Source organism: Phycobacter sedimenti, from assembly GCF_038148855.1.
In the GTDB taxonomy this organism is placed as follows: domain Bacteria; phylum Pseudomonadota; class Alphaproteobacteria; order Rhodobacterales; family Rhodobacteraceae; genus Phycobacter; species Phycobacter sedimenti.
The window spans coordinates 309,120-331,173 of sequence record NZ_JBBVGR010000006.1 but is presented as its reverse complement, the minus strand read 5'-3'; the positions used below and the strand labels follow the sequence as shown (position 1 = coordinate 331,173).

The window sequence follows — 22,054 nt, the reverse complement described above, 5'->3', positions numbered from 1 at the left end:
CTTTTGCGCCTGCGGCAGCGCAGCGAAGCTTGATTGAAAACAACCCTCCGGCTTGCTACATTAAGGGTAGCCCCGGCGCCGGGGGATGTCGGCGCGCTGCAAGGAGGACACTGTCCTGTCACCCGAACCCATGGCGGCCGCTGCCGCTGACACCGAGGCCGCCGTGATGGCGACCAAGACACGCCCCAGCAGCGAGGTGCTGATGGAGCGGATCCTTTCCTCTCTTGATGACGACAAGGCCGAAGAAGTTGTGCAGATTGATCTGCGCGGCAAATCCGCCATTGGCGATTTCATGGTCATCGCTTCGGGCCGTTCGACCCGGCAGGTGGCCGCGATGGCGGAAAAGCTGACCGACCGGCTCAAGCAGGACTACGGTATCATCAGCAAGGTCGAGGGCAAGGATACCGGCGATTGGGTGCTGATCGATACGGGCGATGTGATCGTCCATATCTTCCGCCCCGAAGTGCGTGAGTTCTACCAGCTGGAAAAGATGTGGGTTCCCGGCGCCGCCAGCGCTGCGACCGGCAACTGAGCCACAAATCGGGGCGCGCTGACGGCAGGCCGCCCCAGAATTGCTCCGGGCGATTGGCCCGGCGGATGGGATCGGCTCCATGCGTGTCCATATCTGTGCGGTCGGGCGGCTCCGCTCCGGTCCGGAAAAGTCTCTGATCGATGATTACCTGACGCGGTTCGACCGCACCGGCCGGGCGCTGGGCCTTGGTCCTGCGCGCGTGATCGAGGTCGAGGACAAGAAGAACCTTGGCATGGGCGCCGAAGCGGATCTGCTGCGCAAGGCGCTGCCCAAGGGCGCGGTGATCTGCACGCTGGATGAGCGGGGCAAGCTGCTGTCCTCACCGGATTTTGCAGACAAGATGGCGGGCTGGCGCGACAGCGGGCGGCAGGATCTGGCGCTGATCATCGGCGGAGCGGATGGGATTGATCCCAGCCTGCGCGGCGCGGCGGATTTCTCGATCTCGTTCGGCAAGATGGTCTGGCCGCATATGCTGGTGCGGGTGATGCTCGCCGAACAAATCTACCGCGCGGCCACGATCCTGTCAGGCAGCCCCTATCACCGCAGTTGATGCGGCCTAGGGCAGGGGCAGGCGAAAGAGCTCATCCCCCCATCCATCCACATTGCAGCGCGCCTGGATCATGACAGATGTGATGCCTTCAGGCAGCGCGATGCTACTCAGGCTGCGGGTGAAGGGTTGCTCGTTCACATGCGGGTGGGCCAGGACGCGCAGGCCCAGTTCAGTCCCGTTTTCATCCAGAACGCGCCACCCGTCGGCATAGTGACCCCAGCCTGTGTCGGGGTGGGACAGCGTCACGCTGATCGCCCATGTGCCGCCACTTTGCCGTGCAGTGGCATTTTCGATCCTGGGGCTGTCGGCCAGGGCGGGCAGGGCAGTGCCAAGGGCGCAGCAAAGGGATATCAGGGCGGATCTCATGGCCCGCACCATAGGCGAGGCCTTGGGGCCGACGGAATCACGATGCCGTGTCCGCCTTTGTGACTTTCTGGGTTTGCGGCGGGATGCGCAGCAATACGCTGCGCGACTGGGATGCAAACTCGCGCCGGTACAGCACGGCGATGGTCACCAGCGTAGCCAGAATCAGCGGGACCGCACCGGCCAGCCATGCGGCGGAGGCCAGCGCGAAATAGGTGCAGCGCATGCCCCGGTTGAAGCTGCGCGCTGCGGTGATCGACAGATCGGCGGCCTGTTCGGCGCGGGGCAGGGCCAGCGGCTCCTCCGGGTCGTTGGGAACCGCCGCCATCAGGACCGAGCAATAGCCGAACAGCCGGTGCGCCCAGACGTATTTCAGAAACGCATTGGCCAGGAACAGCAGGATTGTCAGGATCTTCACCTCCCAGACAAAGGCCGGGGCACTGTCCTGGATCAGATCCTCCGCCACACCGGCTAGCTGTTCGGTGTTGCCGATCAGCGCCAGCCCGCCGCCCATGGCGATCATCGATGCCGAGGCAAAGAACGTCGTGCCCTGGCGCAGGCCGCTGATCAGTTGCGCGTCGAACATGCGGGGCTGGCGGGTGACCATCTGCACCATCCAGTCGCGGCGAAAATCGGCCATCAGGTAGGACACCGATGGTTTGTCTTGGCGCGGATTCTCTATCCGCCAGCCAATCCAGATCCAGCCCGCGACAATCAGCGCCAGCGCGGCAAAATCCAAGGCGGAAAACAGGCTGATACGGTCAATCCAAATCATGCCGCCACACTAGCTGAGCAACTGGTCCCTTGCCAGATGGTGTGAATTGGTAATATAACTTTACCAAAGAGGAGAGCCCGCCATGGAAATGCCAGCCCCGGATCCCGCCATCCTATCGCGCAAAGCCCACCTGGCGGCGCGCCTGTCCAAGGTCCTGCCCGCAGATGCCCTGATCACCGACGAGGCCGAAACCCGCGCCTATGAATGTGACGCGCTGACGGCCTACAAATGCCCGCCGCTGCTGGCAGTTCTGCCGCGGAGCACAAAGGAAGTGTCCGACGTGCTGCGCATCTGCCACGAAGAAGGCGTTCCCGTGGTGCCGCGCGGATCGGGAACCTCGCTGGCCGGGGGGGCTTTGCCGACCGCGGACAGTGTGATCCTTGGTGTTGCCCGCATGAACGAGGTGCTTGAGACCGATTACGAAAACCGCATCATCCGGGTGCAGACCGGGCGCACCAACCTCAGTGTTTCCGGCGCGGTGGAGGAAGAGGATTTCTTCTATGCCCCGGACCCTTCCAGCCAACTGGCCTGCGCCATTGCCGGCAATATCGCGATGAATTCGGGTGGGGCGCATTGCCTCAAATACGGCGTGACGACCAACAACCTGATGGGTGTGACCATGGTGATGATGGATGGCACAGTGGTTGAGATCGGCGGTGCCCACCTGGACGCGGGCGGCTTGGATCTCTTGGGCGTGATCTGCGGTAGCGAGGGGCAGCTTGGCGTGGTGACCGAGGCGACCCTACGCATCCTGCGCAAGCCCGAAGGCGCCCGCCCGGTGCTGATCGGCTATGACAGTAACGAGGTGGCCGGCGCCTGCGTGTCCGACATCATCAAGGCGGGTGTTCTGCCCGTTGCCATCGAATTCATGGATCGCCCTTGCATCGAGGCCTGCGAGGCCTTTGCCAAGGCGGGCTACCCGATGTGCGAGGCTCTGCTGATCATCGAGGTCGAGGGGAGCGACGCCGAAATCGACGCGCAACTGGCTGTGATCAAGGAGATCGCCCAGTCCCACAACCCGGTCGAGCTGCGCGAGGCCCGCGACGCCGATGAGGCCGGGCGCATCTGGCTGGGCCGCAAATCCGCCTTTGGCGCCATGGGGCAGATCAACGACTATATGTGCCTCGATGGCACGATCCCGGTCTCATCTCTGCCGCACGTGCTGGGCCGCATTGGCGAACTCAGCCAGCAGTTTGGTCTGGCCGTTGCCAATGTCTTCCATGCGGGGGACGGCAATATGCATCCGCTGATTCTGTTCGATGCCAACAAGCCCGGCGATCTGGAACTCTGCGAAGAATTCGGCGCCGAGATCCTGAAGCTTTGTGTCGAGGTGGGCGGCTGCCTGACCGGCGAACACGGCGTCGGCATCGAAAAGCGCGATCTGATGCTGCATCAGTACACCGCCGAGGATCTGGAGGCGCAGCTGCGCGTCAAGGACGTGTTTGATCCGCAGTGGCTGCTCAATCCGGCCAAGGTCTTCCCGCTGTCGGTGACCGAAAACCGCCGCGCGCCTGCCTCGGCTGCCGAATGACCCTGCGCCCTGAAACCTGCCTGAAACACGTTTGGAACAGACCATGATGCGACCCGAAAACGAGGCCGATCTGGCCCGTGTCATTGCCGAGGCCAAGGGGCCGCTCAATATCCAGGGTGGCGGCACCCGTGGCATGGATGTCGAGGGCGAGACCCTGTCCCTCTCGGCCCTGAGCGGCGTTGAACTCTATGAGCCCGGCGCGCTGACGCTGGTGGCCAAGGCCGGAACGCCGGTGGCCGAGATCGAAGCCTTGCTGGCGGGTGAAAACCAGCGCCTTGCCTTTGAGCCTGCAGACTATCGTGGCCTGCTGGGCACGGATGGCGAGCCGACGATCGGCGGGGTCTTCGCCGCCAATATCTCTGGTCCGCGCCGCATTCAGGCGGGCGCGGCGCGGGATTTCCTGCTGGGCGTGCGGTTCGTCGATGGCGCGGGCCAGATCGTCAAGAACGGTGGCCGGGTGATGAAGAACGTCACCGGCTATGACCTGGTGAAACTGATGTCCGGTGCCCAAGGCACGCTGGGCGTCCTCAGCGAAGTTTCCTTCAAGGTGCTGCCACGGGCGGCGAGCATGGCGACAGTCTCGGTTTCGGAGCTGGATCTGCCGGGTGCCGTGCGGGTGATGTCGGCGGCCCTTGGCTCTCCCTTTGATGTGACGGGGGCAGCCTATGATCCGGACAGCATGACGGCCCATATCCGTGTCGAAGGGTTTGCCGAGTCTGTCGACTACCGCTGCAGCGAGCTGATCAAGATCCTCGGGTCACATGGAAGCGCCGAACGACAGGATGACACCGCCGAGTTGTGGCAGGACATCCGCGATGTCGCGGCTTTTCGGGGGCGTGACGGTGATGTCTGGCGGATCAGCGTGAAGCCGTCGGATGCGGTGGAGCTTGCCCCGCGCCTTGGCGCAACCGCCCTGCAATTCGACTGGGGTGGAGGCCTTGTCTGGGCGCTCATGCCCGAGGGGCGCGATCTGCGCAAGACGATGTCCGGGGCCGGTACCGGGATGGATCCGGTTGCAGGTCATGCCACATTGATCCGCGCAAGCAATGAAACCTGCGCGCGTCTTGGCCGTTTCGCGCCGCAACCGGCCCCCTTGGCGGCCCTGTCCAAAGGCCTGCGCGCCCAGTTCGATCCCCGTGGGATCCTGAACCCCGGATTGATGGGATGATCACACGGGGGCGCCGCAAACAGGCCTCACGCCGCGCCGCGCGCGTACTGCAGGACAGCGCTCCAAGGATCGCCTGCCATTGCTGCGGCTGCCTGACGATCAGCGAGCGTGGCCGATATTACATTTGCCCCGTCTGCTTCTGGGAGGACGACCCGGATCAGACACCAGAGCAGGATCTTGGGGGCGCGAACCCCCTGTCCCTGACCGAGGCGAAAGCCAACTACAGAAACATCGGCGCCTGCGAGCCTGCCATGGTGAAACATGTGCGCGCTCCGCGCCCTCAAGAACGTTCCCCGGAGATCTGACATGCAGACAGTATTCACCGACGACCAGCTCAAGGATCCCGGCATCCAGCGCTCGAACGAGATCCTGCGCACCTGCGTGCATTGCGGGTTCTGTACCGCCACCTGCCCGACCTATCAGGTGCTGGGGGATGAGCTCGACAGCCCGCGCGGTCGGATCTACCTGATCAAGGACATGCTGGAAAACAACCGCGTGCCCGATGCAAAGACGGTCAAACACATCGATCGCTGCCTGTCCTGCCTCGCCTGCATGACCACCTGCCCGTCGGGGGTGCACTACATGCACCTGATCGACCATGCCCGTGCCTATATCGACAAGAACTACAAACGCCCTTTCACCGATCGCGCCCTGCGCTGGGTGCTGGCGCGGATCCTGCCCTACCCGATGCGGTTCCGCGTGGCCCTGTTCGGTGCGAAACTGGCGCGCCCCTTCAGGGGGCTGATGCCGGATCCCCGCCTGCGCGCGATGCTGGATATGGCGCCAAAAGAGATCCCGCCGGTCAGCCGCAACGATGATCCGCAAAGCTTTGCTCCGCTGGCGCCGCGCAAGAAACGCGTGGCGCTGATGACCGGCTGCGCCCAGAAGGCGCTCAACACCGATATCAACGACGCCACTATCCGCCTATTGACTCGTCTCGGCTGCGAGGTGGTCGTGGCCAAGGGCGCGGGCTGCTGCGGCGCGCTGACCCATCACATGGGCCGTGAGGACGAAAGCCACGCCACCGCGGCCAAGAACATCCGCGCCTGGTGCGATGAAATGGACGGCGAGGGCCTTGATGCCATCGTCATCAACACCTCCGGCTGCGGCACCACGGTGAAGGACTATGGCCATATGTTCCGCAATGACGCGCTCGCGGCGGATGCGGCGCGGGTGTCGGAGCGGGCGATGGATATCTCGGAACTTCTGATGCAGCTCGACCTGCCTGAAGGCGACGACAAGGGGCTGACGGTTGCCTATCACGCGGCCTGTTCCTTGCAGCATGGCCAACAGATCAAGACCCACCCCAAGACACTGCTCAAACGCGCAGGTTTCAAGGTGGTGGAGCCGACCGACAGTCACCTTTGCTGCGGCTCGGCCGGGACTTACAACCTGATGCAGCCTGAGATTTCTGGGCAGCTGAAAGAGCGCAAAGTCAAAACGCTTGAGGCCAAGAACCCCGACCTGATCGCTGCGGGCAACATCGGCTGCATGATGCAGATCGGATCGGGCACCAAACTGCCCATCGTGCACACGGTTGAGCTATTGGACTGGGCCACTGGCGGTCCCAAGCCACCCGCGATGATCAAGGGCAACAGCCATGCCGCGAGCGGAAAGGATCAGGTGCCGATCCTGCGGTAATCACAGGTGCGATATTTTTTGCAGGGCCGGGCTGTCTCAGCGCGGCCCTTGCCGTATTTTCGCCCCAACCGATACATATCCTGACAGAAGTATGATGAGGGAGAACCGGGTGCGGGGCTGGATACTTGCAGTAATGGCGGCGGTGCTGCCTGTGGTGGCGCTGGCAGGCGACAGTCGCCTTTTGCGCCTTGATACAACGGACGCGGGCCGTGACTGGGAGGCGGTTGGTCGTCTTGATGTCAATGGTGAAGGCTTTTGCACAGGCTCGCTCATCGCGCCGGATCTGGTGCTTACGGCGGCGCATTGCCTGTTCGACGGGCGCACCGGACAGAAGATCGCGCCCGAAACGATCGAGTTTCTGGCTGGATGGCGCAACGGGCGGGCCTCGGCCTATCGTTCGGTGCGGCGGGCCGTGATCCATCCGGACTATGTCTTTGACGGCGAGGTCTCGACCGGCCGTGTGCGCAAGGATATCGCGCTGTTGCAGCTGCAGCGGCCCATCCGCAACACCACCGTGATCCCGTTCGAGACCGACCGGCGCCCCCGCAAGGGGAGCCGCATTGGTGTTGTCTCATACGCCCATGACCGTTCCGAGGCACCGTCTTTGCAGGAGGTCTGCGCCGTCACCGCACAGCAGAAGGGCGTGCTGGTGATGTCCTGCGATGTGGATTTCGGCTCATCCGGTGCGCCGGTGTTTTCATTCGACGGGCAGATTCCCCGGATTGTCTCGGTTGTCTCCGCTAAGGCCGAGGTGAATGGGCAGCGGGTCTCCCTTGGGGCGTCGCTTGGGGAAGAGCTGGATCTGTTGCAGGCGCAGCTGACGGGAACCCATATCGGCAGCCGCATGCCGTCGGGCGTGGGGAGGGTTCAGGTCGGTGATGGCCGTCGCGCGGGCGGGGCAAAGTTCATCCGCAACTAGCACTTCAGAGCACCCGCCGTCCGATTGGCGCGACCTCTTGAAACGTCATTTTCAATCCATATCTCGGTTGTGTCCGGGTTGCCGCAAAGCGGGGCCCGGTGAAGACCGCCCGGCCCCGGATGTGGGCGGGCACGCTTGAAAATCGCTCTAGGATGAGGATGACACGTATGCGTACCTTTGATTTTGCACCGCTGCACCGTGCGACGGTAGGCTTTGACCAGATTGCCGACCTGATGGACCGGGTCATGAGCAGTGACGTCAGCCAGCCCAGCTATCCGCCTTACAACATCGAAAAGATTGACGCCGACAGCTATCGGATCTCGATCGCCGTGGCCGGCTTCTCCGAGGCCGATCTCAGTGTCGAGGTCAAGGAAGGCTCTCTCGTGGTGTCTGCCCGCAAGGCCGAGACCGAGGAAGAGCGCACCTTCCTGCACCGCGGCATTGCCACCCGTGCCTTTGAGCGCCGCTTTACCCTGGCCGACCATGTGCGCGTCACTGGCGCCAGCCATGCGGACGGGATGCTGCACATCGATCTGCAGCGCGAAGTGCCCGAGGCCCTGAAACCGCGCCGGATCGAGATTGCCTCTGCCGCACCCCAGCGCGCCGCATTGGACGCGCAGCAGGTCAACTGATCCCACCCAAGGGGTCATCACCCTGTTCTGACACTCCCCGAGGCCGCACCCCACCACAGGCGGCCTGACCTCCCCCCGTGTCCATCACCCGGATGCAGGGGCTTTTCTGTCTGCGCGCGCTGACCGCATGGTAGAGGCGTTTCGTTTCTGGTATTCCTTGGCGCAAAGGAGTGCGCATGCCCCAGATCGATCGCCCGACCAGCCGTCCGGATGAATTCATCTCCGCCGCAACGCAACTGTTTGCGCGGCGCGGCTATCACGGGGCCTCGATCGCGAATATCGCTGATGAACTGGGGCTGACCAAGCAGACCCTTCTGCATCATTTCGGCAGCAAGGACGCCCTATACGAGCGTGTTCTGGAAGGCGTTGCAGAACGGATGATGCTGGTACTGATGGAGGCCCAGGAGGCTGCGCAGACCCCGGAGGCGCGTCTTGAGGCGGCTTTTCGGTCCTATCTGGAACAGGCGCTCGAGCAGGCGGCTGACAGCCGGTTGATCCTGCGTGAACTGCTGGATGACCGACAGCAGGACAGCCCTGCAGAGCGTTGGTTCCTGCGTCCCTTCCTGCAGGAACTGGTGGCAATGGTGCAGGATGCCGAGGCATGGCGCGGTGCCCCTTCCGCTGCGGCGTTGGCGGCGGTTTGCGATCTGCTGGGAGCCATCAGCTATTTCGCCATGGCGCAGCCGGTTCTGCCGCGCCTGCCGGGGCAGGCAGGCGCGGTCGATGCTTTTCGTGGGCAGATAGGAAAAAGGGTCCGTGACCTGTGCAGCCACGGACCCCGATCCTGATGGTCTGAAGCCGGATCAGACCGACATGCAGATGTATTTCATCTCGAGGTAGTCCTCGATGCCGTGATGGCTGCCTTCGCGGCCCAGGCCCGACTGCTTCACGCCGCCAAAGGGTGCAACCTCGGTCGAGATGATGCCGGTGTTGACGCCGACGATGCCATATTCCAGCGCCTCGGCCACCTTGTAGACGCGGCTCAGATCCTTGGCGTAGAAATATGATGCAAGGCCAAAGATCGTGTCATTGGCCATGGCAATGACCTCGTCCTCGTCCTCGAACTTGAAGAGCGGCGCCAGCGGGCCAAAGGTCTCTTCGGTCGAGAACTGCATGTCGGTGGTCGCGCCGGTGACGATGGTCGGCTGGAAGAAGAAACCGCCCATTTCGGAGGGGTTGCCGCCCAGGATGACCTCTGCGCCCTTGGAGGTCGCATCGGCGAGGTGGCTTTGCACCTTCTCAACGGCCTTGGCATTGATCAGCGGGCCGAACTGGACGCCTTCCTCAAGGCCGTCTCCGACCTTCATCTTGGCCACGGCCTCTTTCAGCTTGACTGCGAATGTGTCGTAGACACCGGCCTGCACGTAGATCCGGTTGGCACAGACGCAGGTCTGGCCGTTGTTGCGGAACTTGCACATGATCGCGCCTTCGACGGCGGCATCGAGATCGGCGTCGTCAAAGACGATGAAGGGCGCATTGCCGCCCAGCTCCATCGAACACTTCATCACCTGATCGGCGGCCTGGCGCAGCAGGATGCGGCCCACCGGGGTGGAGCCGGTGAAGGTCAGCTTGCGCACGGCAGGGTTCTCGCAGAACTCAAGGCCCGTTTCGGGCGCATCCGAGGTGGTGACCACGTTGAAGACACCCGCCGGAATGCCTGCGCGTTCGGCCAGAACCGCAAGCGCCGTGGCCGACAGTGGCGTTTCATCCGCCGGGCGTGCCACAAAGGCGCAGCCGGCTGCCAGTGCAGGTCCTGCCTTGCGGGTAATCATCGCATTGGGGAAGTTCCACGGCGTGATTGAGGCGGCCACGCCGATGGGCTGTTTCAAAACGGTGATGCGCTTGTCGCGCTGATGGCCGGGGATGGTCTCGCCATAGATCCGCTTGGCCTCTTCACCGAAGAACTCGATGAAGGAGGCGCCATAGGCGATCTCGCCCTTGGCTTCGGCCAGGGGCTTGCCCATTTCGGCGGTCAGGATGGTGGCGAGATCGTCCTGGTTCTCCATCATCAGGTCGAACCATTTGCGCAGCACCTGTGCACGTTCCTTGCCGGTCCACTTCGCCCATTCCTTCTGCGCTTGCTCTGCCTGCGCGATGGCGCCAGCCACCTGTGCGCGGCTGAGGTCGGCCACCTGCGCCACCACGTCTCTGCGGGCCGGGTTCAGGACGTCGAATGTTCCCTTGTCGCCGTCCACGAACTGGCCACCCACATAGGCGCGGGTTTCAAGCAGGGTCGGATCCTTCAGAAGGGACTTCAGCTCGGTGTTTTTTGTCAGCATTGGTGTCTCCCCGAAATGTTTGTCGGCATGCAAACCAGTTGCCCCTTGATATGTCCAGAACAATTGATGAGTCCAGAATATGATCAAAATTTACGGGTGCTGCATCCTCTTTGTCATTGGACACAATAGCTGTTTGACAAGGCCGCTCTGACGCCGTCACTTTGGCGCAAAGATCAGACTGGGGGAGAGAGCCATGGAACTGGATGATGCTTACGCCAACGCGGCCTACATTAAGGGAGCAGACGAGTATCCACCTCGCTGGGATGCGTCTGCACAGGACTTTCGCAACAGCCTCCATGAGCGCGCTAAGCTGGATATCCCCTATGGACCCAGCGCCCGGCAAAGGTTCGACCTGTTTCTGCCGGAAGGGCCGCCGAAGGGGCTCTTTATCTTCGTGCACGGCGGCTATTGGCTGCGCTTTGACAAAAGCACCTGGTCGCATCTGGCAGTTGGCCCGCTTGCACACGGCTGGGCGGTGGCGATGCCCTCTTACGACCTGTGCCCCGATGTCTCGATCGCCGAGATCACCCGGCAGGTGGCCTCTGCCGTTGTCCATATCGCCGAAGAGGTGGACGGCCCCATCGTGCTGGCAGGGCATTCTGCCGGCGGGCACCTGGTGGCCCGCATGCTGGACCGGGCGCTGGTTCCTGAGGATATTGGCGCGCGCCTGAAGACGGTGATCCCGATCTCCCCGCTGTCGGACCTGCTGCCGCTGCTCCGCACCTCGATGAACAAAGAGTTCAAGATGGATGCCGAGGCCGCCCGCGCCGAAAGCCCGGTGGAGATGCAGGATCGCTATGATGTGCCGGTCACCGTCTGGGTCGGCGCCGAGGAGCGCCCGGCCTTCCTGGACCAGGCTGTCTGGCTGTCAGATGCCTGGGGCGCCGATCACGTCATCGCCTTTGGCAAACACCACTTCAACGTGATCGATCCGCTGGCCGACCCGGACAGCGACATGGTGGCGCTGATCGTGAACTAGGCACCTTGCCCGTTGCCTGCGGCCTTTCGTAAAACGTCGCGCAGAAAACACTTGCCAGAGGCCCTGTTCCGCAGCATTCCTGTGATCAGGGCCGGGCGATGGCGTCGCCGCGTGGAGCCGATTCCATGGGCCCGGATCATACTAAAAATCTGTCCTGTACGCCGGGACCTTTCTTATTTGCAAAGGAAGGATCCAGCATGACTGCACGTCCTGACATGTACCGTTTTCACAATGGCGAAAAGGCGCCGTTGCAATTCCCCGTGGCCGAATACGAGGCGCGCATTTCGGGCCTGCGCAAGATCATGGAGGAGGCGGGTGTAACTGCTGCCGTCTTCACCTCGATGCATAACATCTCGTATTATTCGGGCTTTACCTACTGCGCCTTTGGTCGCCCCTATGGCCTTGTGGTGACCGCCGATGCCGCCGTCACCATCAGCGCCGGTATCGATGCGGGCCAGCCCTGGCGGCGTAGTTTCTGCGACAACATCACCTATACCGACTGGCAGCGCGACAATTTCTGGCGGGCGATCCTGTCGGTTTCTGGCCCCGGCGCGCGGGTTGGGTATGAGAGCGATCATCTCACGCTGCTGCAAAAAGGCAAACTTGAATCCTTCCTGCAACCGGCTGATATAATTGACCTATATGAGCCGACCATGCGCCAGCGCATGCACAAGTCGCCTGCCGAGATCGAGCTGATCCGCGCAGGGGCCGCCGTGGCCGATGTGGGCGGCTATGCGATCCGCGATGCGATCCGCGAAGGGGTGCGGGAGATCGATGTGGCGATGGCGGGGCGTGATGCGATGGAGCTGGAGATCGCCAAACGCTTCCCGGAGGCCGAATACCGCGACACCTGGGTCTGGTTCCAGTCCGGCATCAACACCGATGGCGCCCACAACCCGGTGACCGCGCGCAAGCTGCAGCGCGGCGATATCCTGTCGCTCAACACCTTCCCGATGATTTCGGGCTACTACACCGCGCTGGAGCGCACCCTGTTCGTCGGAGAGGTCGATCCCGACAGCCTGAAGGTCTGGGAGGCCAATGTCGCCGCCCATGAATACGGCATCTCGCTCTTGAAACCCGGGTCAAGCTGCGCCGAAATCACCCATAAGATCAACGCCTTCTTCGAAGAGCGCGACCTTCTGCAATACCGCACCTTCGGCTATGGGCACTCGTTTGGCGTCTTGTCCCACTACTATGGCCGCGAGGCGGGGCTGGAGCTGCGCGAGGACATCGACACGGTGCTGGAGCCGGGCATGGTCATCTCGATGGAGCCGATGCTGACCATCGCGGAAGGCCAACCCGGAGCGGGCGGCTACCGCGAACATGACATTCTGGTAATCACCGAGGACGGCAACGAGAACATCACCGGCTACCCCTATGGCCCGGAGTTCAACGTGGTTGGTTAGAGCAGGAATTCGGGGGGTGACATCCGTACACCCCCCGTACACCGGATGTGCCCCCCCGGTGTGGCGACGATTTGGCGGCTTTGCGCAGGTAGTGACATTTGCAAAGTCGCGGGATCTGGCAGGTGAGGGGCGGTCACATGCTGCACGAGCAATGGAAGGAGCAGACCTTCGCCGCAGGTGCAGCCACTAACCATCATCGAACGGAAGAGATGCGGGACGAAGCAGCCGTTGCAACATCGAGAACAAAGGTCTTCTTTTCAAAAGTCATCCCACCGCTATTGCGATTTTGGTGCCGCAGACGCAATTTTGGCCACTTCCTGCAACGCATACGTCCAGGTGGTGATGTCTGGCGCGGAATAAGCGATACGCACGCCAGATGGCGCGACGCTTTTCCCGACAGCGAAGGCGCTTCCCGGTGCAACGGCTATACCCAGATCGGCGCAGGCTGCGGTGAAACTCTCGGTTCGCCACGTTGATGGGAGCGCAAGCCAACCGTGCAAAGCCTCGGATGAGCTATTGTAGTTCAGCCCGGAAAACGCAGTCGATGCGATAGCGAACATTTCTTGCGCGTCCTGTCTCTTAGTGGCTTCAACGGATGCGACCACCCCGTCCTCGATCCAGTATTGCGCCAGCGCAACCGACAGCGACGAAGCCATCCAGCCACCCGAACGCAACGCTCGCGCAAGATTTTCTTGGAACGGCGCGGGCGCTGCTATGATCCCTAGAGACAATCCGGGCATCAGACGTTTAGACAGGCTGTCGATCTGTATCACATGACCCGGAGCGAAAGACGCCAGCGGTAAGGTCGGTTTGAGGAAGCTGTAAACGCGATCTTCAATCGCTATCAAACCGTGTTTTTCCAGAACGTCGGCTATCGCTTGCCTCCGCCGTGCCGACATGGTGCGCACCAGCGGGCTTTGCAGTGTTGGTTGCAGGTAGACGCCGCGCAATCCGGCGCGCGCCGTGTGATCGAGTGCTTCCGGCACCATGCCCTCATCATCCATCGGCAATGGCACCAATTCGATCCCCAGCATCCGAGAGGCGGCAATCGCAAAGGGATATGTCAGAGCTTCGACCGCGATCCGCCCGCCACGCGGAGCCAGCGCAGAAAAACATGCAGCAATTGCCTGCTTTCCGTTGCCAGACAATAGAATTTTGTCCGGCTGAACCTCAAACGATGTGATGCTTGTAAGGTTTGCAAACACTGCTAAGGCTGAACCGCTTCCGCGGACAGATGGCGGCATAACGGCACGTTCGGCAAGTCCGCTCCTAAAGAACCGCGCCGTCGAGGCTGCTATTTCTTCGCGGGACTCGCCCCCCAGCCGAAACACGATTTCGAGATCGATGCCGGTGCCGGAAGGTTCTTGCAGAAGTGGATCAAGGGGAGCGAACCGATTGGCCACAAATGTTCCGCGCCCAACCTCGCCCGTCACCAAACCTCTCCGCCGCAGTTCCGCATAGACACGGCTGGCGGTCGAAACGGCAATGCCTTCATCAAACGCGAATTTGCGTTGAGGCGGAAGGCGCGCACCAAATGGCAATTCTCCGGTCGCAATACGTTCTGCGATCCGGTCTGCAATCTCAACGAAAGGCTTCACCCTTATATTGCTCCGAGGTCAATGTAATTATTGCTCGGTGCATTATGGTTGTGTCAAACCCCTGTCATCAAGGAGTTTTTCTATGCCCGATTTTTCTATCACCCACAAAATGTCTGCCTATACGGCCTGGGCCGACGATGTGATGCTGAAGGCCGCGGAACAGCTTTCGGAAGCCGAGCTATCGGCCCCCCGCGATTCACTTTTCAAATCAATCACAGGCACATTCGATCACACGCTTGTGGTTGCGGAAATATTTAAAGCGCATCTTTTGGGTAGCACTCAATCACACACGGCGCGACACCGGGCCGAAGCCCTGCCGTTTTCTCAGGTTGCGCAGCGTCTCCGGTCGATGAATGCCTACTATGTTTCTCAAGCACGAGAATGGACCAACGCAGAGCTGGCCGAAGTGATCACGTTTCAGTTTGTTGGTGGTGCAGAGGGCCAAATGACTCGCGAGGACATTCTGCTGCATCTGGCCAATCACGCGACCTATCATCGAGGGTTCGTCAGCACATTGCTATTTCCATTGAAAACAAAGGGCAGCGCAAGCGATCTGACCGTGTTCTTGCGAGACGTATGGCCCGACATTGCCGCTTAAATTAAGGAGACGGGACAATGACAAAAATTGCATGGATAGGACTTGGCGTTATGGGCTACCCGATGGCAGGGCATCTTGCCAAAGCCGGTCATGAAGTCACTGTTTTTAACAGATCAACCTCGAAGGCGGAGGCTTGGGTAAAGGAATTTGGGGGAACCACCGCTGCGACACCCGCTGCTGCCGCGACTGGTGCGGAAATCGTATTCAGCTGTGTTGGCGCGGATGATGATCTACGTGGCGTAACGGTCGGACAGGATGGTGCGTTTGGCGCAATGTCACCCGGCGCCTATTACGTTGATTGCACCACGACTTCCGCTGATGTGGCGCGCGAGTTGGCCAAAGCCCTTAAAGATCAGGGATGTCATTTCCTTGATGCACCCGTATCAGGCGGGCAAGCCGGAGCCGAGAACGGCCAACTCACTGTCATGGTCGGCGGGGATCAATCGGCCTTCGATCATGTCGCTCCCACCATCAATGCCTTTGCCCGTAAGATCACGCGGATCGGCGATGTCGGTTCAGGTCAAACCGCTAAGATGGTCAATCAACTCTGCATTGCAGGGGTAGTTCAGGGTCTGGCAGAAGGCATGGCTTTGGCCAAAGCCGCAGACCTCAACATCTCCGCTGTTATGGAAACGATCGCAGAGGGTGCCGCTGGATCCTGGCAAATGTCCAACCGTTGGAAGACGATGGTTGCCGGTGAATATGAGTTTGGTTTCGCGGTCGATTTGATGCGCAAAGACCTCGGCATTGCCCTTCGAGAGGTCTCAAGGCTTGGTGGCACGGCACCGATCTCGGCACTTGTTGATCAATTCTATGCCGATGTGCAGCGTCAAGGCGGTGGTCAGTGGGATACATCAAGTCTTCTGACACGGCTGCAACGGTAGCAGGTGTCGCTATCGACTTGCCTATGTCTGTTCTGAAGCCGACTTTCGCGCGTAGCGTAGCATCGGTTAGTTTGGGCTCTGAAGCCGACATGCGGCGTCGCGGCGGCAGGGTTGCAGCGATTCCACACCTAGTCACCGCCGCCAGGGGACGCCAGCAGCCCAATTACGACCTTCCAGCAGGGCGCAGCGCAGGCTCTGCTGCGGGCGCGAGAGGTTTCCCAAGAGCGGACCTTCGGGTACGCTCAGCTGACCAGGGCGATGCTGCGATCAGTGCAGACGTCAGCGAAGCGCAGGTAGCCACATTTGGATAGTTGAGACAGTCGGGCGCGATTTAATAGGCTGGCTACCGCATAGGAGCTAAATCGAAGCCGACATTCGCAATGTCCATCTGGGCGCCTCTCAATCCAAAATGAAACCCGAGGCCACCATTAAGGGTGAATTTGGCGTCAAAAAATACCGCCAAGGTGGTGAAATCCGGATGGGTTCTCTGTCGCTTTTGATAGAGGATGAGCCATACATGACAGGTATGTGCGTTAAGGGCATGATTGAGCGTCAACGCGCCATTGACACTGCGCTCGTAATGTTTAGCTATATCTTAACTAGAGGTCGGGCAGACTGATTTGGTAGACGGGTATGACAAGGTTGCTGAAGGAGCTTACTGCGAGATTTGGTTCGCTCCTAAAGCGTTGAAAACTTATGAGAAAGCAACAGAAGAAGATAGGGCGCGAATGAATCGGGTCTTGGATCACTTGAGTGAACAAGGGTACTCGGACTTGACAGATACGCAGTTTAAGTCTGAAGGGAGGTTCCCGTCCGGTGGTGGCAAGAAGGTGCTCATCTATGCTGCCAAAGCTTATCAACTCCGTCTTTACGGTTGGTTTCAGCAAGGACCTCCACGGCGCTTCATCTGCCCTGAAGGCGCAATAAAAAAAGACAACAAAGCAGATCAAAAGCAGCTCAAAAGAGTTGGGAAGAAAGCGGGAGAATAGGCATGGCGATCAATATGGATTTGCTCGGCCCAAAAAAGGGCGAGGAAGAGACCTTTGCAATTGAAGATTTGGTGTTTTCGACTCAAGTCGCTCTTCAACAGGCGATGAAGCGACACGGCGTTACGAACAAGGAACTTTCGGAGCGACTGGGGATGTCCCCTGCTCGTGTTTCGCAAGTCTTTTCGACCAACGGACCCAACCTGACGCTGAAAACCATTGCGCGTATTGCTCACGCTCTGGGAGAGGATTTTGAGTTTGTCCGCAAACATGAGGCGCAACGCACGCTCCCTGAAGAGAGGGCGAAAGGCTTCATGCCGGTAGTACTGCAATGGAACAATCGCCTCACGCCCGCGTCGTGGGTGGAACGAGCGGCGAATACCAGCGGGAATCGGAAGAGAGACTTGGCAGCGTGATGGCTGAACAATCTGAGAAGCAAGTTTTGGACCCGGCGGCAGATGCCGCCGAGTTCGACCATGAAGTCTATAGTCAAATCACCGTGGCAGCGCGGCTGAGAGATATAAGACTGATAAAGAGCGAATATTTCATCAAGCCTGAAGTGTTTGAAGCTTTAGACGACCTTGAAAATATGGGTTTTTTCGGGGAGTCTTCCGGCTTTCACTTTAGCAACGATGAGGGCGTGTTGCTGGGTAATTACCAGTGGACCTGCGAAGTAAAACTTGGGCGAAAGAAGGTGCTCAAGTTCTCGTCTGAATACTTGGTTGCCTACTCTGGCTTGAATGGCTTTGAGGAAGAGTATGCTCGTTTCTACTTCGAAAAGGTCGGAAGGTTTGCGACCTACCCGTATTTTCGTTCTGACTTCAGCCATCACGCCTCGTCGTCCGGCATCTTTTTGCCACCACTCCCTTCGCTCAACGAGCGGGTCAACTGAACGAAAATAACGGCGGCCCAATCTGCGCACCTTTTTCTATCTCGAAGTTCAGATCCGCACATTGCCGTCCCTGAGGAGTTTAGGTGTTCAAAACTGGGCAACCTCTGAATGCTCACAATGAGGTTGCACCCAACAGGTGAGGTGAAGCTAATAAATCCGCCTGACGCGCGTGTCCGTAGCAGCCTTGAGAGAACGTCAACCCTCACCTTCCATGCCATCTGTATGAAAGTCGCGTTTGGACTGGCTGGCTCCATCCAGCTGCAAGCACCGGGGGCGGAGTCGCCGCTTGCCGACTGCCGCGCCGCTGCACCTGCGGCGAAGGGCAGCTTTTTCCAGTGCGCATGCAGCGTAGCAACGATGCCCTGCCGCCAGATACCGCCAGTTGCAAAGGGCGTTTTCTGCGCTTCGCTGACGTCTGCACTGATCGCAGCATGACCCTGATCAGTTGAGAGGACCCGAAGGTCCGCTCTTGGGAAACCTCTCGCGCATGCAGCGTGCCTGCGCTGCGCCCTCCTGGAAAGTCGTCTTTGGGCTGGAACCTGCCCCTCCCAGCGCACGCCCCCTGTGATCCGGCACGGTTGTATCACCTCCGCAGCGCTGTGCAGGGGGGGGGCGGGGTTTGGGGCTTTGCCTGTCCTGCAAAGGTCCTCAGGAGGTCCGACGGGCCGCGCCGCCGGCTCCGATTTCATCAAGGCGCCCTGTGCAGGCCATGGTCCAGGCATGGGGGCCTTGATTCGCCTGAGCTTGGGCTGCCATTGCGGCGAAGGGGTACCGGAGCGGTTGGTGCCTTGCCGCGATCTCCCCACGGGGGAGCAGTGATGCCAGGGTGTGCGCCCTTCGGTTGTGTCTGGGTCGGCCAAAGGCCCGAAACACCCACAAAAACAGGGGTTTTGCGGCTTGAAAGTTGCGAAAAGCCCGAAAAACTGCTAATAGTTAACGCAGGGTTAAGACGTATTTTGTTTTCCAGGGAGCTAAGCCGTGATGAAGTTTCTTTCAATTCTGTGTGCAGGGGTCTTGGCTCTTGTGTCTGGCGCGGCATCTGCCGCGGTCGTCTATGACAACGGTCTGCCGAATACATCGAACGGGTATTCGATCGCGGGCGGAAACGTCACAAGAGACAACTTCTCGCTTGGCACAAGCGCGGACATCACCGGCGTTACCTTCTACTTCCAGAACTACAATGGCATCACCGGCTGGAACCAGGATATCTCCTACCAGTTCTCAAGCGATGTGGGCGGATCGAACATCCTGGCAAGCGGCACCGGGCAGAACGTCACGCCGACAGACAGCGGTTTGCCCTGGTGCTGCGGCGGTGGCAACGCCTGGAGAGTGGACTTCCAGCTTGAGAGCGCGTTTACGGCCGTTGCGGGAACGACCTATTGGCTGGGCCTGACCGGCGCGACCGGGGCCAGTGCGGCGTGGTGGGTCACAACGAACTATGTTGATGGCTCGAACCGCGGAGGCGTCGATTTCGCCTTCGCCCTCAACGACAACCTGTCCATTTCGCCGGTTCCGCTGCCTGCGGGTATGCCGCTGCTGATTGGCGCGCTGGGGATGGCTGCCCTTGTGCGCCGTCGCAGGAAAACGGCTGCCTGACAGCACTTGTACTGACAGTCTGGACACCCGTCGCACAGGGTTGCGGCGGGTGTTTTTCTTGGCGAGATTGGTGTTCGCGTTTCTCTACTGCAGGCGGTGGTTCAAACCTGACAACTGCGGCAGGTGTGACGCGGGGCATGCCGGCCCGTGCCGAGCTGCCTTGGGCGGGACCCCCGGAGACGTTGCACGCGTCTCTCTGATCGGGCATAGGGAAGATGCCAGCCTGCATTCAGCAGGACAACCTGGGCAGCCCTGATGCTGCGCTGCCCCTCTCCAAGACCCTTACGACCTCTTACAAGACTGACCTCCGCCCCATGGACGATCTGCCCAAGAAGACGAAAAACGAATACGCCCTGATCCAGCTTTTGCCGAACATCATGACGGTGGGGGCGATCTGTGCGGGCTTGTCGGCGATCCGGTTCGGGGTGCAGGGCAATTACGTGCTGGCGGTGCAGTTGATCCTGTTGGCGGCGCTCCTCGATGGGCTTGACGGGCGGCTTGCGCGGGCCTTGGGCAGCGACAGCAAGATGGGGGCCGAGCTGGACTCGCTTGCCGATTTCCTCAACTTCGGCGTTGCCGCGCCGCTGGTGATCTATTTCTGGGCCCTGCAGGACATGCGCAGCGCCGGGTGGATCTCGGTGCTGGTGTTTGCGGTCTGCTGCGTGGTGCGGCTGGCGCGCTTCAACGTGGCGGCGAAGTCGGAGGAGCCCGTCATAGGAGAGCGGCTGGGCTATTTCACCGGTATCCCGTCGCCCGCCGGGGCGATGCTGGCGATGCTGCCGATGTTCCTCTCCTTCGCCTTTTCCGACACGCTGGTCATTCCGGGTCTTCTGATCTGCTTTCACATGGTTGTCATAGGTTTCCTTATGATCAGCCGTATTCCCACGTGGTCGCCCAAGGCGGTGAAGATCAGCCGCGAGAATGTGAAGTACTTCCTTGTGGGTTGTGCCTTTGCGGGGGCGGCGGTTCTGACATATGCTTGGACGACGCTGGTTGTTCTGTGCCTTGTTTACGTGGTTCTGGTGATCTGGGGTTTGATCCGCAAAGTGCCGGATTGATCCTGTAACATGAACGGGGAGGCAGGCGATTGGAACTGAAGGCGGTTCAATCATCCTATGCGCGCTGGGCGCCGATTTACGACAAGACATTCGGAGCGGTGACCAATGCTGGGCGCCGCCGGGTGGTGGGATATATCAACCGGCGCGGTGGCGCGGTGCTGGAGGTCGGCGTGGGCACGGGCCTGTCGCTGCCCCACTACGGACCGGACGTGAGGGTCACGGGCATCGATTTCAGCGAAGAGATGCTGGCCAAGGCCAAGAAACGCGTTGCCGAAATGAACCTTCAGAACGTGGAGGCCCTGCGCCAGATGGATGCGCGCAGTCTCGACTTTCCCGATGCCTCCTTTGACACGGTGGCGGCGATGCATGTGCTGTCGGTCGTGCCCGAGCCGGAAAAGGTGATGGCAGAAATCGCCCGCGTGCTGAAACCGGGCGGCGAGGTGGTGATCAGCAACCACTTCAAGAGCACCGATGGCGTGCTGGCCGCGATGGAAAAGATCTCGGCGCCGTTTGCCAATGTGCTGGGCTGGCACTCCGATTTCGAGATCGAGACGATCCTGAGCGAGGGCAGTCTTGCCCTGAAAGAGAAGGAAAGCCTGCCGCCCCTGGGAATGATGACGTTCCTGGTGCTGAAAAAAGCGCCGCACAGCTAGGTGCGCCCGCCCAGGATTGGCATCGCTCCGAAAGTGCTTATGTTTGGCTGTACCAGATAAAGGGCGCTGCGGCCCGGCTGGGGACAGGGGCGGTATCTTTGGCGTTTTTTCGGCTGTTTTTCTTCCTGATGATCGCGCTCACGGTGGTCTATGGCGCCGTGTCGCTCTATTCGCGCGAGATGCGCCGGGCCAAGCTGAAACGGCGCTGGAAAGACAAGGGGTTGACCGGGGACCGCGCGGCCTTCATCCAGCGGGGGCTGCGGCAGTACGACCGGTCCTTCCGGCGCAGGCTGATCCTTTTGGTCTACATCGTGCCGCTGGGGCTGATCGCTTTGGTGATTTACATGGTCAATTTCGCATAGGAGACCGTCATGGCCTATATCAAATGGGGTTTTCTGATCACCATCTGGGTGCTGTTCGGCGCCTTTCTGCACTACACGCTGCCGCAGTATGACGTGGTGCGCATCGTCAATACCTATGAAGAGCGGATCGAGCTGAACGACTGGACCCGGATCTTCTGGTCCACCCCGGATACCCAGTCGACGACGATCAGCAACCGCGATGTTCAGTTCATTCAGGCAGTGCGCCCGAATGGCGATGCGGTTGTCTACCGCAACGAGGACACCGGCTGGAACTGGCCACCCTATTTCAAGTTTGACACGGCCAACCTTTACACCGAGGCCAATGACGCCATCTCCAACAAGGCGAACCCGGAATGGGTGGCGGTACTGCATTACGGATGGCGCAGCGAGTTCCTGTCGGCCTTTCCCAATGCGGTTGCGATCAAACCTGCGGCCGGACCGGAGGACAAGCCCCTCAACTGGGTGAGCATTGTCATCCTTGTGCTGATCGCAGCGCTGTTCTGGGCGATCTATGTGCGTTGGCGCCGCTTCCGCCGCAACCGGCTGGATCCGATGATCGAGGATGTCGAAGACAGCCTCTATGCGGCTGGTGATGCGATCTCCGAGAAGAAAAGCCGCCTGCGGCGCTGGTTTGGCGGCAAGGGCGCCTGAG

General features: G+C 60.5%; 25 protein-coding genes. 21 read left to right on the top strand and 4 right to left on the bottom strand.

Features of this window, described 5'->3' with window-relative positions:
• Positions 1 to 166 precede the first annotated feature (166 nt).
• Both rsfS and rlmH read left to right on the top strand, forming a co-directional pair.
• Positions 167 to 532 (top strand): ribosome silencing factor, encoded by a 366-nt coding sequence (rsfS, locus tag AADA15_RS13005; protein ID WP_341641993.1) that lies wholly within the window; start codon positions 167 to 169, stop codon positions 530 to 532.
• 79 nt (positions 533 to 611) lie between these two features.
• Positions 612 to 1,082 (top strand): 23S rRNA (pseudouridine(1915)-N(3))-methyltransferase RlmH, encoded by a 471-nt coding sequence (gene rlmH, locus AADA15_RS13000; protein WP_341641980.1) that lies wholly within the window; start codon positions 612 to 614, stop codon positions 1,080 to 1,082.
• Positions 1,083 to 1,088: 6 nt separating this feature from the next.
• On the opposite strand, the gene AADA15_RS12995 is transcribed toward rlmH, so the two are convergent.
• Together AADA15_RS12995 and AADA15_RS12990 are read right to left on the bottom strand one after the other, a co-directional pair.
• Positions 1,089 to 1,448 (bottom strand): hypothetical protein, encoded by a 360-nt coding sequence (locus AADA15_RS12995; protein ID WP_341641979.1) that lies wholly within the window; start codon positions 1,446 to 1,448, stop codon positions 1,089 to 1,091.
• 37 nt (positions 1,449 to 1,485) lie between these two features.
• Positions 1,486 to 2,220, bottom strand: coding sequence for a DUF599 domain-containing protein (locus AADA15_RS12990; RefSeq protein ID WP_341641978.1), 735 nt, complete (start codon positions 2,218 to 2,220; stop codon positions 1,486 to 1,488).
• 82 nt (positions 2,221 to 2,302) lie between these two features.
• On the opposite strand from AADA15_RS12990, the gene AADA15_RS12985 reads away from it, so the two are divergent.
• From AADA15_RS12985 to AADA15_RS12955, 7 genes are all read left to right on the top strand, one after another.
• Positions 2,303 to 3,751 (top strand): FAD-linked oxidase C-terminal domain-containing protein, encoded by a 1,449-nt coding sequence (locus tag AADA15_RS12985; RefSeq protein ID WP_341641977.1) that lies wholly within the window; start codon positions 2,303 to 2,305, stop codon positions 3,749 to 3,751.
• 46 nt (positions 3,752 to 3,797) lie between these two features.
• Positions 3,798 to 4,919, top strand: a complete 1,122-nt coding sequence (locus tag AADA15_RS12980) for an FAD-binding protein (RefSeq protein ID WP_341641992.1) — start codon at positions 3,798 to 3,800, stop codon at positions 4,917 to 4,919.
• Complete coding sequence (locus AADA15_RS12975) at positions 4,916 to 5,224, top strand: CPCC family cysteine-rich protein (RefSeq protein WP_341641976.1); 309 nt, start codon at positions 4,916 to 4,918, stop codon at positions 5,222 to 5,224. Before AADA15_RS12980 ends, AADA15_RS12975 begins: the two co-directional genes overlap by 4 nt.
• Position 5,225: 1 nt before the next feature.
• Positions 5,226 to 6,560 carry a glycolate oxidase subunit GlcF gene (gene glcF / locus AADA15_RS12970; protein WP_341641975.1) on the top strand — a complete coding sequence of 445 codons (1,335 nt, stop codon included), beginning with the start codon at positions 5,226 to 5,228 and terminating at the stop codon, positions 6,558 to 6,560.
• Between the two features lie 133 nt (positions 6,561 to 6,693).
• Positions 6,694 to 7,479: a trypsin-like serine peptidase gene (locus tag AADA15_RS12965; protein ID WP_341641991.1), complete on the top strand. Its 786-nt coding sequence runs from the start codon at positions 6,694 to 6,696 to the stop codon at positions 7,477 to 7,479.
• A gap of 167 nt (positions 7,480 to 7,646) precedes the next feature.
• A complete protein-coding gene (locus AADA15_RS12960) occupies positions 7,647 to 8,111 on the top strand; it encodes an Hsp20 family protein (protein WP_341641974.1) in 465 nt (154 codons plus the stop codon).
• Between the two features lie 176 nt (positions 8,112 to 8,287).
• Positions 8,288 to 8,899: a TetR/AcrR family transcriptional regulator gene (locus AADA15_RS12955; RefSeq protein ID WP_341641973.1), complete on the top strand. Its 612-nt coding sequence runs from the start codon at positions 8,288 to 8,290 to the stop codon at positions 8,897 to 8,899.
• A 15-nt stretch (positions 8,900 to 8,914) separates the two neighbouring features.
• Here AADA15_RS12955 and AADA15_RS12950 read toward each other — a convergent pair whose 3' ends face one another.
• The gene (locus AADA15_RS12950; RefSeq protein ID WP_341641972.1) at positions 8,915 to 10,390 is read right to left on the bottom strand and encodes an NAD-dependent succinate-semialdehyde dehydrogenase; all 1,476 of its coding nucleotides are present in this window, start codon (positions 10,388 to 10,390) and stop codon (positions 8,915 to 8,917) included.
• Positions 10,391 to 10,583: 193 nt separating this feature from the next.
• On the opposite strand from AADA15_RS12950, the gene AADA15_RS12945 reads away from it, so the two are divergent.
• The gene (locus AADA15_RS12945) at positions 10,584 to 11,369 is read left to right on the top strand and encodes a hormone-sensitive lipase (protein WP_341641971.1); all 786 of its coding nucleotides are present in this window, start codon (positions 10,584 to 10,586) and stop codon (positions 11,367 to 11,369) included.
• A gap of 197 nt (positions 11,370 to 11,566) precedes the next feature.
• Positions 11,567 to 12,775, top strand: coding sequence for a M24 family metallopeptidase (locus AADA15_RS12940; protein WP_341641970.1), 1,209 nt, complete (start codon positions 11,567 to 11,569; stop codon positions 12,773 to 12,775).
• 275 nt (positions 12,776 to 13,050) lie between these two features.
• Here AADA15_RS12940 and AADA15_RS12935 read toward each other — a convergent pair whose 3' ends face one another.
• On the bottom strand, positions 13,051 to 14,373 hold the full coding sequence (locus AADA15_RS12935; RefSeq protein WP_341641969.1) for an aminotransferase-like domain-containing protein: 1,323 nt from the start codon (positions 14,371 to 14,373) through the stop codon (positions 13,051 to 13,053).
• Between the two features lie 82 nt (positions 14,374 to 14,455).
• On the opposite strand from AADA15_RS12935, the gene AADA15_RS12930 reads away from it, so the two are divergent.
• From AADA15_RS12930 to AADA15_RS12885, 10 genes are all read left to right on the top strand, one after another.
• Positions 14,456 to 14,971, top strand: coding sequence for a DinB family protein (locus AADA15_RS12930; protein WP_341641968.1), 516 nt, complete (start codon positions 14,456 to 14,458; stop codon positions 14,969 to 14,971).
• A gap of 17 nt (positions 14,972 to 14,988) precedes the next feature.
• The gene (locus AADA15_RS12925) at positions 14,989 to 15,855 is read left to right on the top strand and encodes an NAD(P)-dependent oxidoreductase (protein WP_341641967.1); all 867 of its coding nucleotides are present in this window, start codon (positions 14,989 to 14,991) and stop codon (positions 15,853 to 15,855) included.
• 620 nt (positions 15,856 to 16,475) lie between these two features.
• Positions 16,476 to 16,844 carry a hypothetical protein gene (locus AADA15_RS12920; RefSeq protein WP_341641966.1) on the top strand — a complete coding sequence of 123 codons (369 nt, stop codon included), beginning with the start codon at positions 16,476 to 16,478 and terminating at the stop codon, positions 16,842 to 16,844.
• A 2-nt stretch (positions 16,845 to 16,846) separates the two neighbouring features.
• Positions 16,847 to 17,257 carry a helix-turn-helix domain-containing protein gene (locus AADA15_RS12915; protein WP_341641965.1) on the top strand — a complete coding sequence of 137 codons (411 nt, stop codon included), beginning with the start codon at positions 16,847 to 16,849 and terminating at the stop codon, positions 17,255 to 17,257.
• The gene (locus tag AADA15_RS12910; protein WP_341641964.1) at positions 17,257 to 17,733 is read left to right on the top strand and encodes a hypothetical protein; all 477 of its coding nucleotides are present in this window, start codon (positions 17,257 to 17,259) and stop codon (positions 17,731 to 17,733) included. Before AADA15_RS12915 ends, AADA15_RS12910 begins: the two co-directional genes overlap by 1 nt.
• Before the next feature lie 981 nt (positions 17,734 to 18,714).
• Complete coding sequence (locus AADA15_RS12905; protein ID WP_341641963.1) at positions 18,715 to 19,329, top strand: VPLPA-CTERM sorting domain-containing protein; 615 nt, start codon at positions 18,715 to 18,717, stop codon at positions 19,327 to 19,329.
• 314 nt (positions 19,330 to 19,643) lie between these two features.
• Positions 19,644 to 20,387 (top strand): CDP-diacylglycerol--serine O-phosphatidyltransferase, encoded by a 744-nt coding sequence (pssA, locus tag AADA15_RS12900; RefSeq protein WP_341641990.1) that lies wholly within the window; start codon positions 19,644 to 19,646, stop codon positions 20,385 to 20,387.
• Between the two features lie 29 nt (positions 20,388 to 20,416).
• Positions 20,417 to 21,040 carry a class I SAM-dependent methyltransferase gene (locus tag AADA15_RS12895; RefSeq protein WP_341641962.1) on the top strand — a complete coding sequence of 208 codons (624 nt, stop codon included), beginning with the start codon at positions 20,417 to 20,419 and terminating at the stop codon, positions 21,038 to 21,040.
• A gap of 128 nt (positions 21,041 to 21,168) precedes the next feature.
• Positions 21,169 to 21,402: a hypothetical protein gene (locus AADA15_RS12890; protein ID WP_341641989.1), complete on the top strand. Its 234-nt coding sequence runs from the start codon at positions 21,169 to 21,171 to the stop codon at positions 21,400 to 21,402.
• A gap of 9 nt (positions 21,403 to 21,411) precedes the next feature.
• Positions 21,412 to 22,053, top strand: coding sequence for a DUF1523 family protein (locus tag AADA15_RS12885; protein ID WP_341641961.1), 642 nt, complete (start codon positions 21,412 to 21,414; stop codon positions 22,051 to 22,053).
• Position 22,054 lies beyond the last annotated feature (1 nt).

Bases quoted from the DNA above. Each gene is read 5' to 3' on its own strand.
- AADA15_RS12990 (WP_341641978.1), bottom strand. From the start codon at position 2,220: ATGATTTGGATTGACCGTATCAGCCTGTTTTCCGCCTTGGATTTTGCC.
- AADA15_RS12905 (WP_341641963.1), top strand. From the start codon at position 18,715: ATGAAGTTTCTTTCAATTCTGTGTGCAGGGGTCTTGGCTCTTGTGTCT.
- AADA15_RS12910 (WP_341641964.1), top strand. From the start codon at position 17,257: ATGGCTGAACAATCTGAGAAGCAAGTTTTGGACCCGGCGGCAGATGCC.
- AADA15_RS12925 (WP_341641967.1), top strand. From the start codon at position 14,989: ATGACAAAAATTGCATGGATAGGACTTGGCGTTATGGGCTACCCGATG.
- rlmH (WP_341641980.1), top strand. From the start codon at position 612: ATGCGTGTCCATATCTGTGCGGTCGGGCGGCTCCGCTCCGGTCCGGAA.
- AADA15_RS12985 (WP_341641977.1), top strand. From the start codon at position 2,303: ATGGAAATGCCAGCCCCGGATCCCGCCATCCTATCGCGCAAAGCCCAC.
- AADA15_RS12885 (WP_341641961.1), top strand. From the start codon at position 21,412: ATGGCCTATATCAAATGGGGTTTTCTGATCACCATCTGGGTGCTGTTC.
- AADA15_RS12965 (WP_341641991.1), top strand. From the start codon at position 6,694: ATGGCGGCGGTGCTGCCTGTGGTGGCGCTGGCAGGCGACAGTCGCCTT.
- AADA15_RS12950 (WP_341641972.1), bottom strand. From the start codon at position 10,390: ATGCTGACAAAAAACACCGAGCTGAAGTCCCTTCTGAAGGATCCGACC.
- AADA15_RS12940 (WP_341641970.1), top strand. From the start codon at position 11,567: ATGACTGCACGTCCTGACATGTACCGTTTTCACAATGGCGAAAAGGCG.
- rsfS (WP_341641993.1), top strand. From the start codon at position 167: ATGGCGACCAAGACACGCCCCAGCAGCGAGGTGCTGATGGAGCGGATC.
- glcF (WP_341641975.1), top strand. From the start codon at position 5,226: ATGCAGACAGTATTCACCGACGACCAGCTCAAGGATCCCGGCATCCAG.
- pssA (WP_341641990.1), top strand. From the start codon at position 19,644: ATGGACGATCTGCCCAAGAAGACGAAAAACGAATACGCCCTGATCCAG.
- AADA15_RS12980 (WP_341641992.1), top strand. From the start codon at position 3,798: ATGCGACCCGAAAACGAGGCCGATCTGGCCCGTGTCATTGCCGAGGCC.
- AADA15_RS12890 (WP_341641989.1), top strand. From the start codon at position 21,169: ATGATCGCGCTCACGGTGGTCTATGGCGCCGTGTCGCTCTATTCGCGC.
- AADA15_RS12960 (WP_341641974.1), top strand. From the start codon at position 7,647: ATGCGTACCTTTGATTTTGCACCGCTGCACCGTGCGACGGTAGGCTTT.
- AADA15_RS12915 (WP_341641965.1), top strand. From the start codon at position 16,847: ATGGCGATCAATATGGATTTGCTCGGCCCAAAAAAGGGCGAGGAAGAG.
- AADA15_RS12945 (WP_341641971.1), top strand. From the start codon at position 10,584: ATGGAACTGGATGATGCTTACGCCAACGCGGCCTACATTAAGGGAGCA.
- AADA15_RS12995 (WP_341641979.1), bottom strand. From the start codon at position 1,448: ATGAGATCCGCCCTGATATCCCTTTGCTGCGCCCTTGGCACTGCCCTG.
- AADA15_RS12955 (WP_341641973.1), top strand. From the start codon at position 8,288: ATGCCCCAGATCGATCGCCCGACCAGCCGTCCGGATGAATTCATCTCC.
- AADA15_RS12930 (WP_341641968.1), top strand. From the start codon at position 14,456: ATGCCCGATTTTTCTATCACCCACAAAATGTCTGCCTATACGGCCTGG.
- AADA15_RS12975 (WP_341641976.1), top strand. From the start codon at position 4,916: ATGATCACACGGGGGCGCCGCAAACAGGCCTCACGCCGCGCCGCGCGC.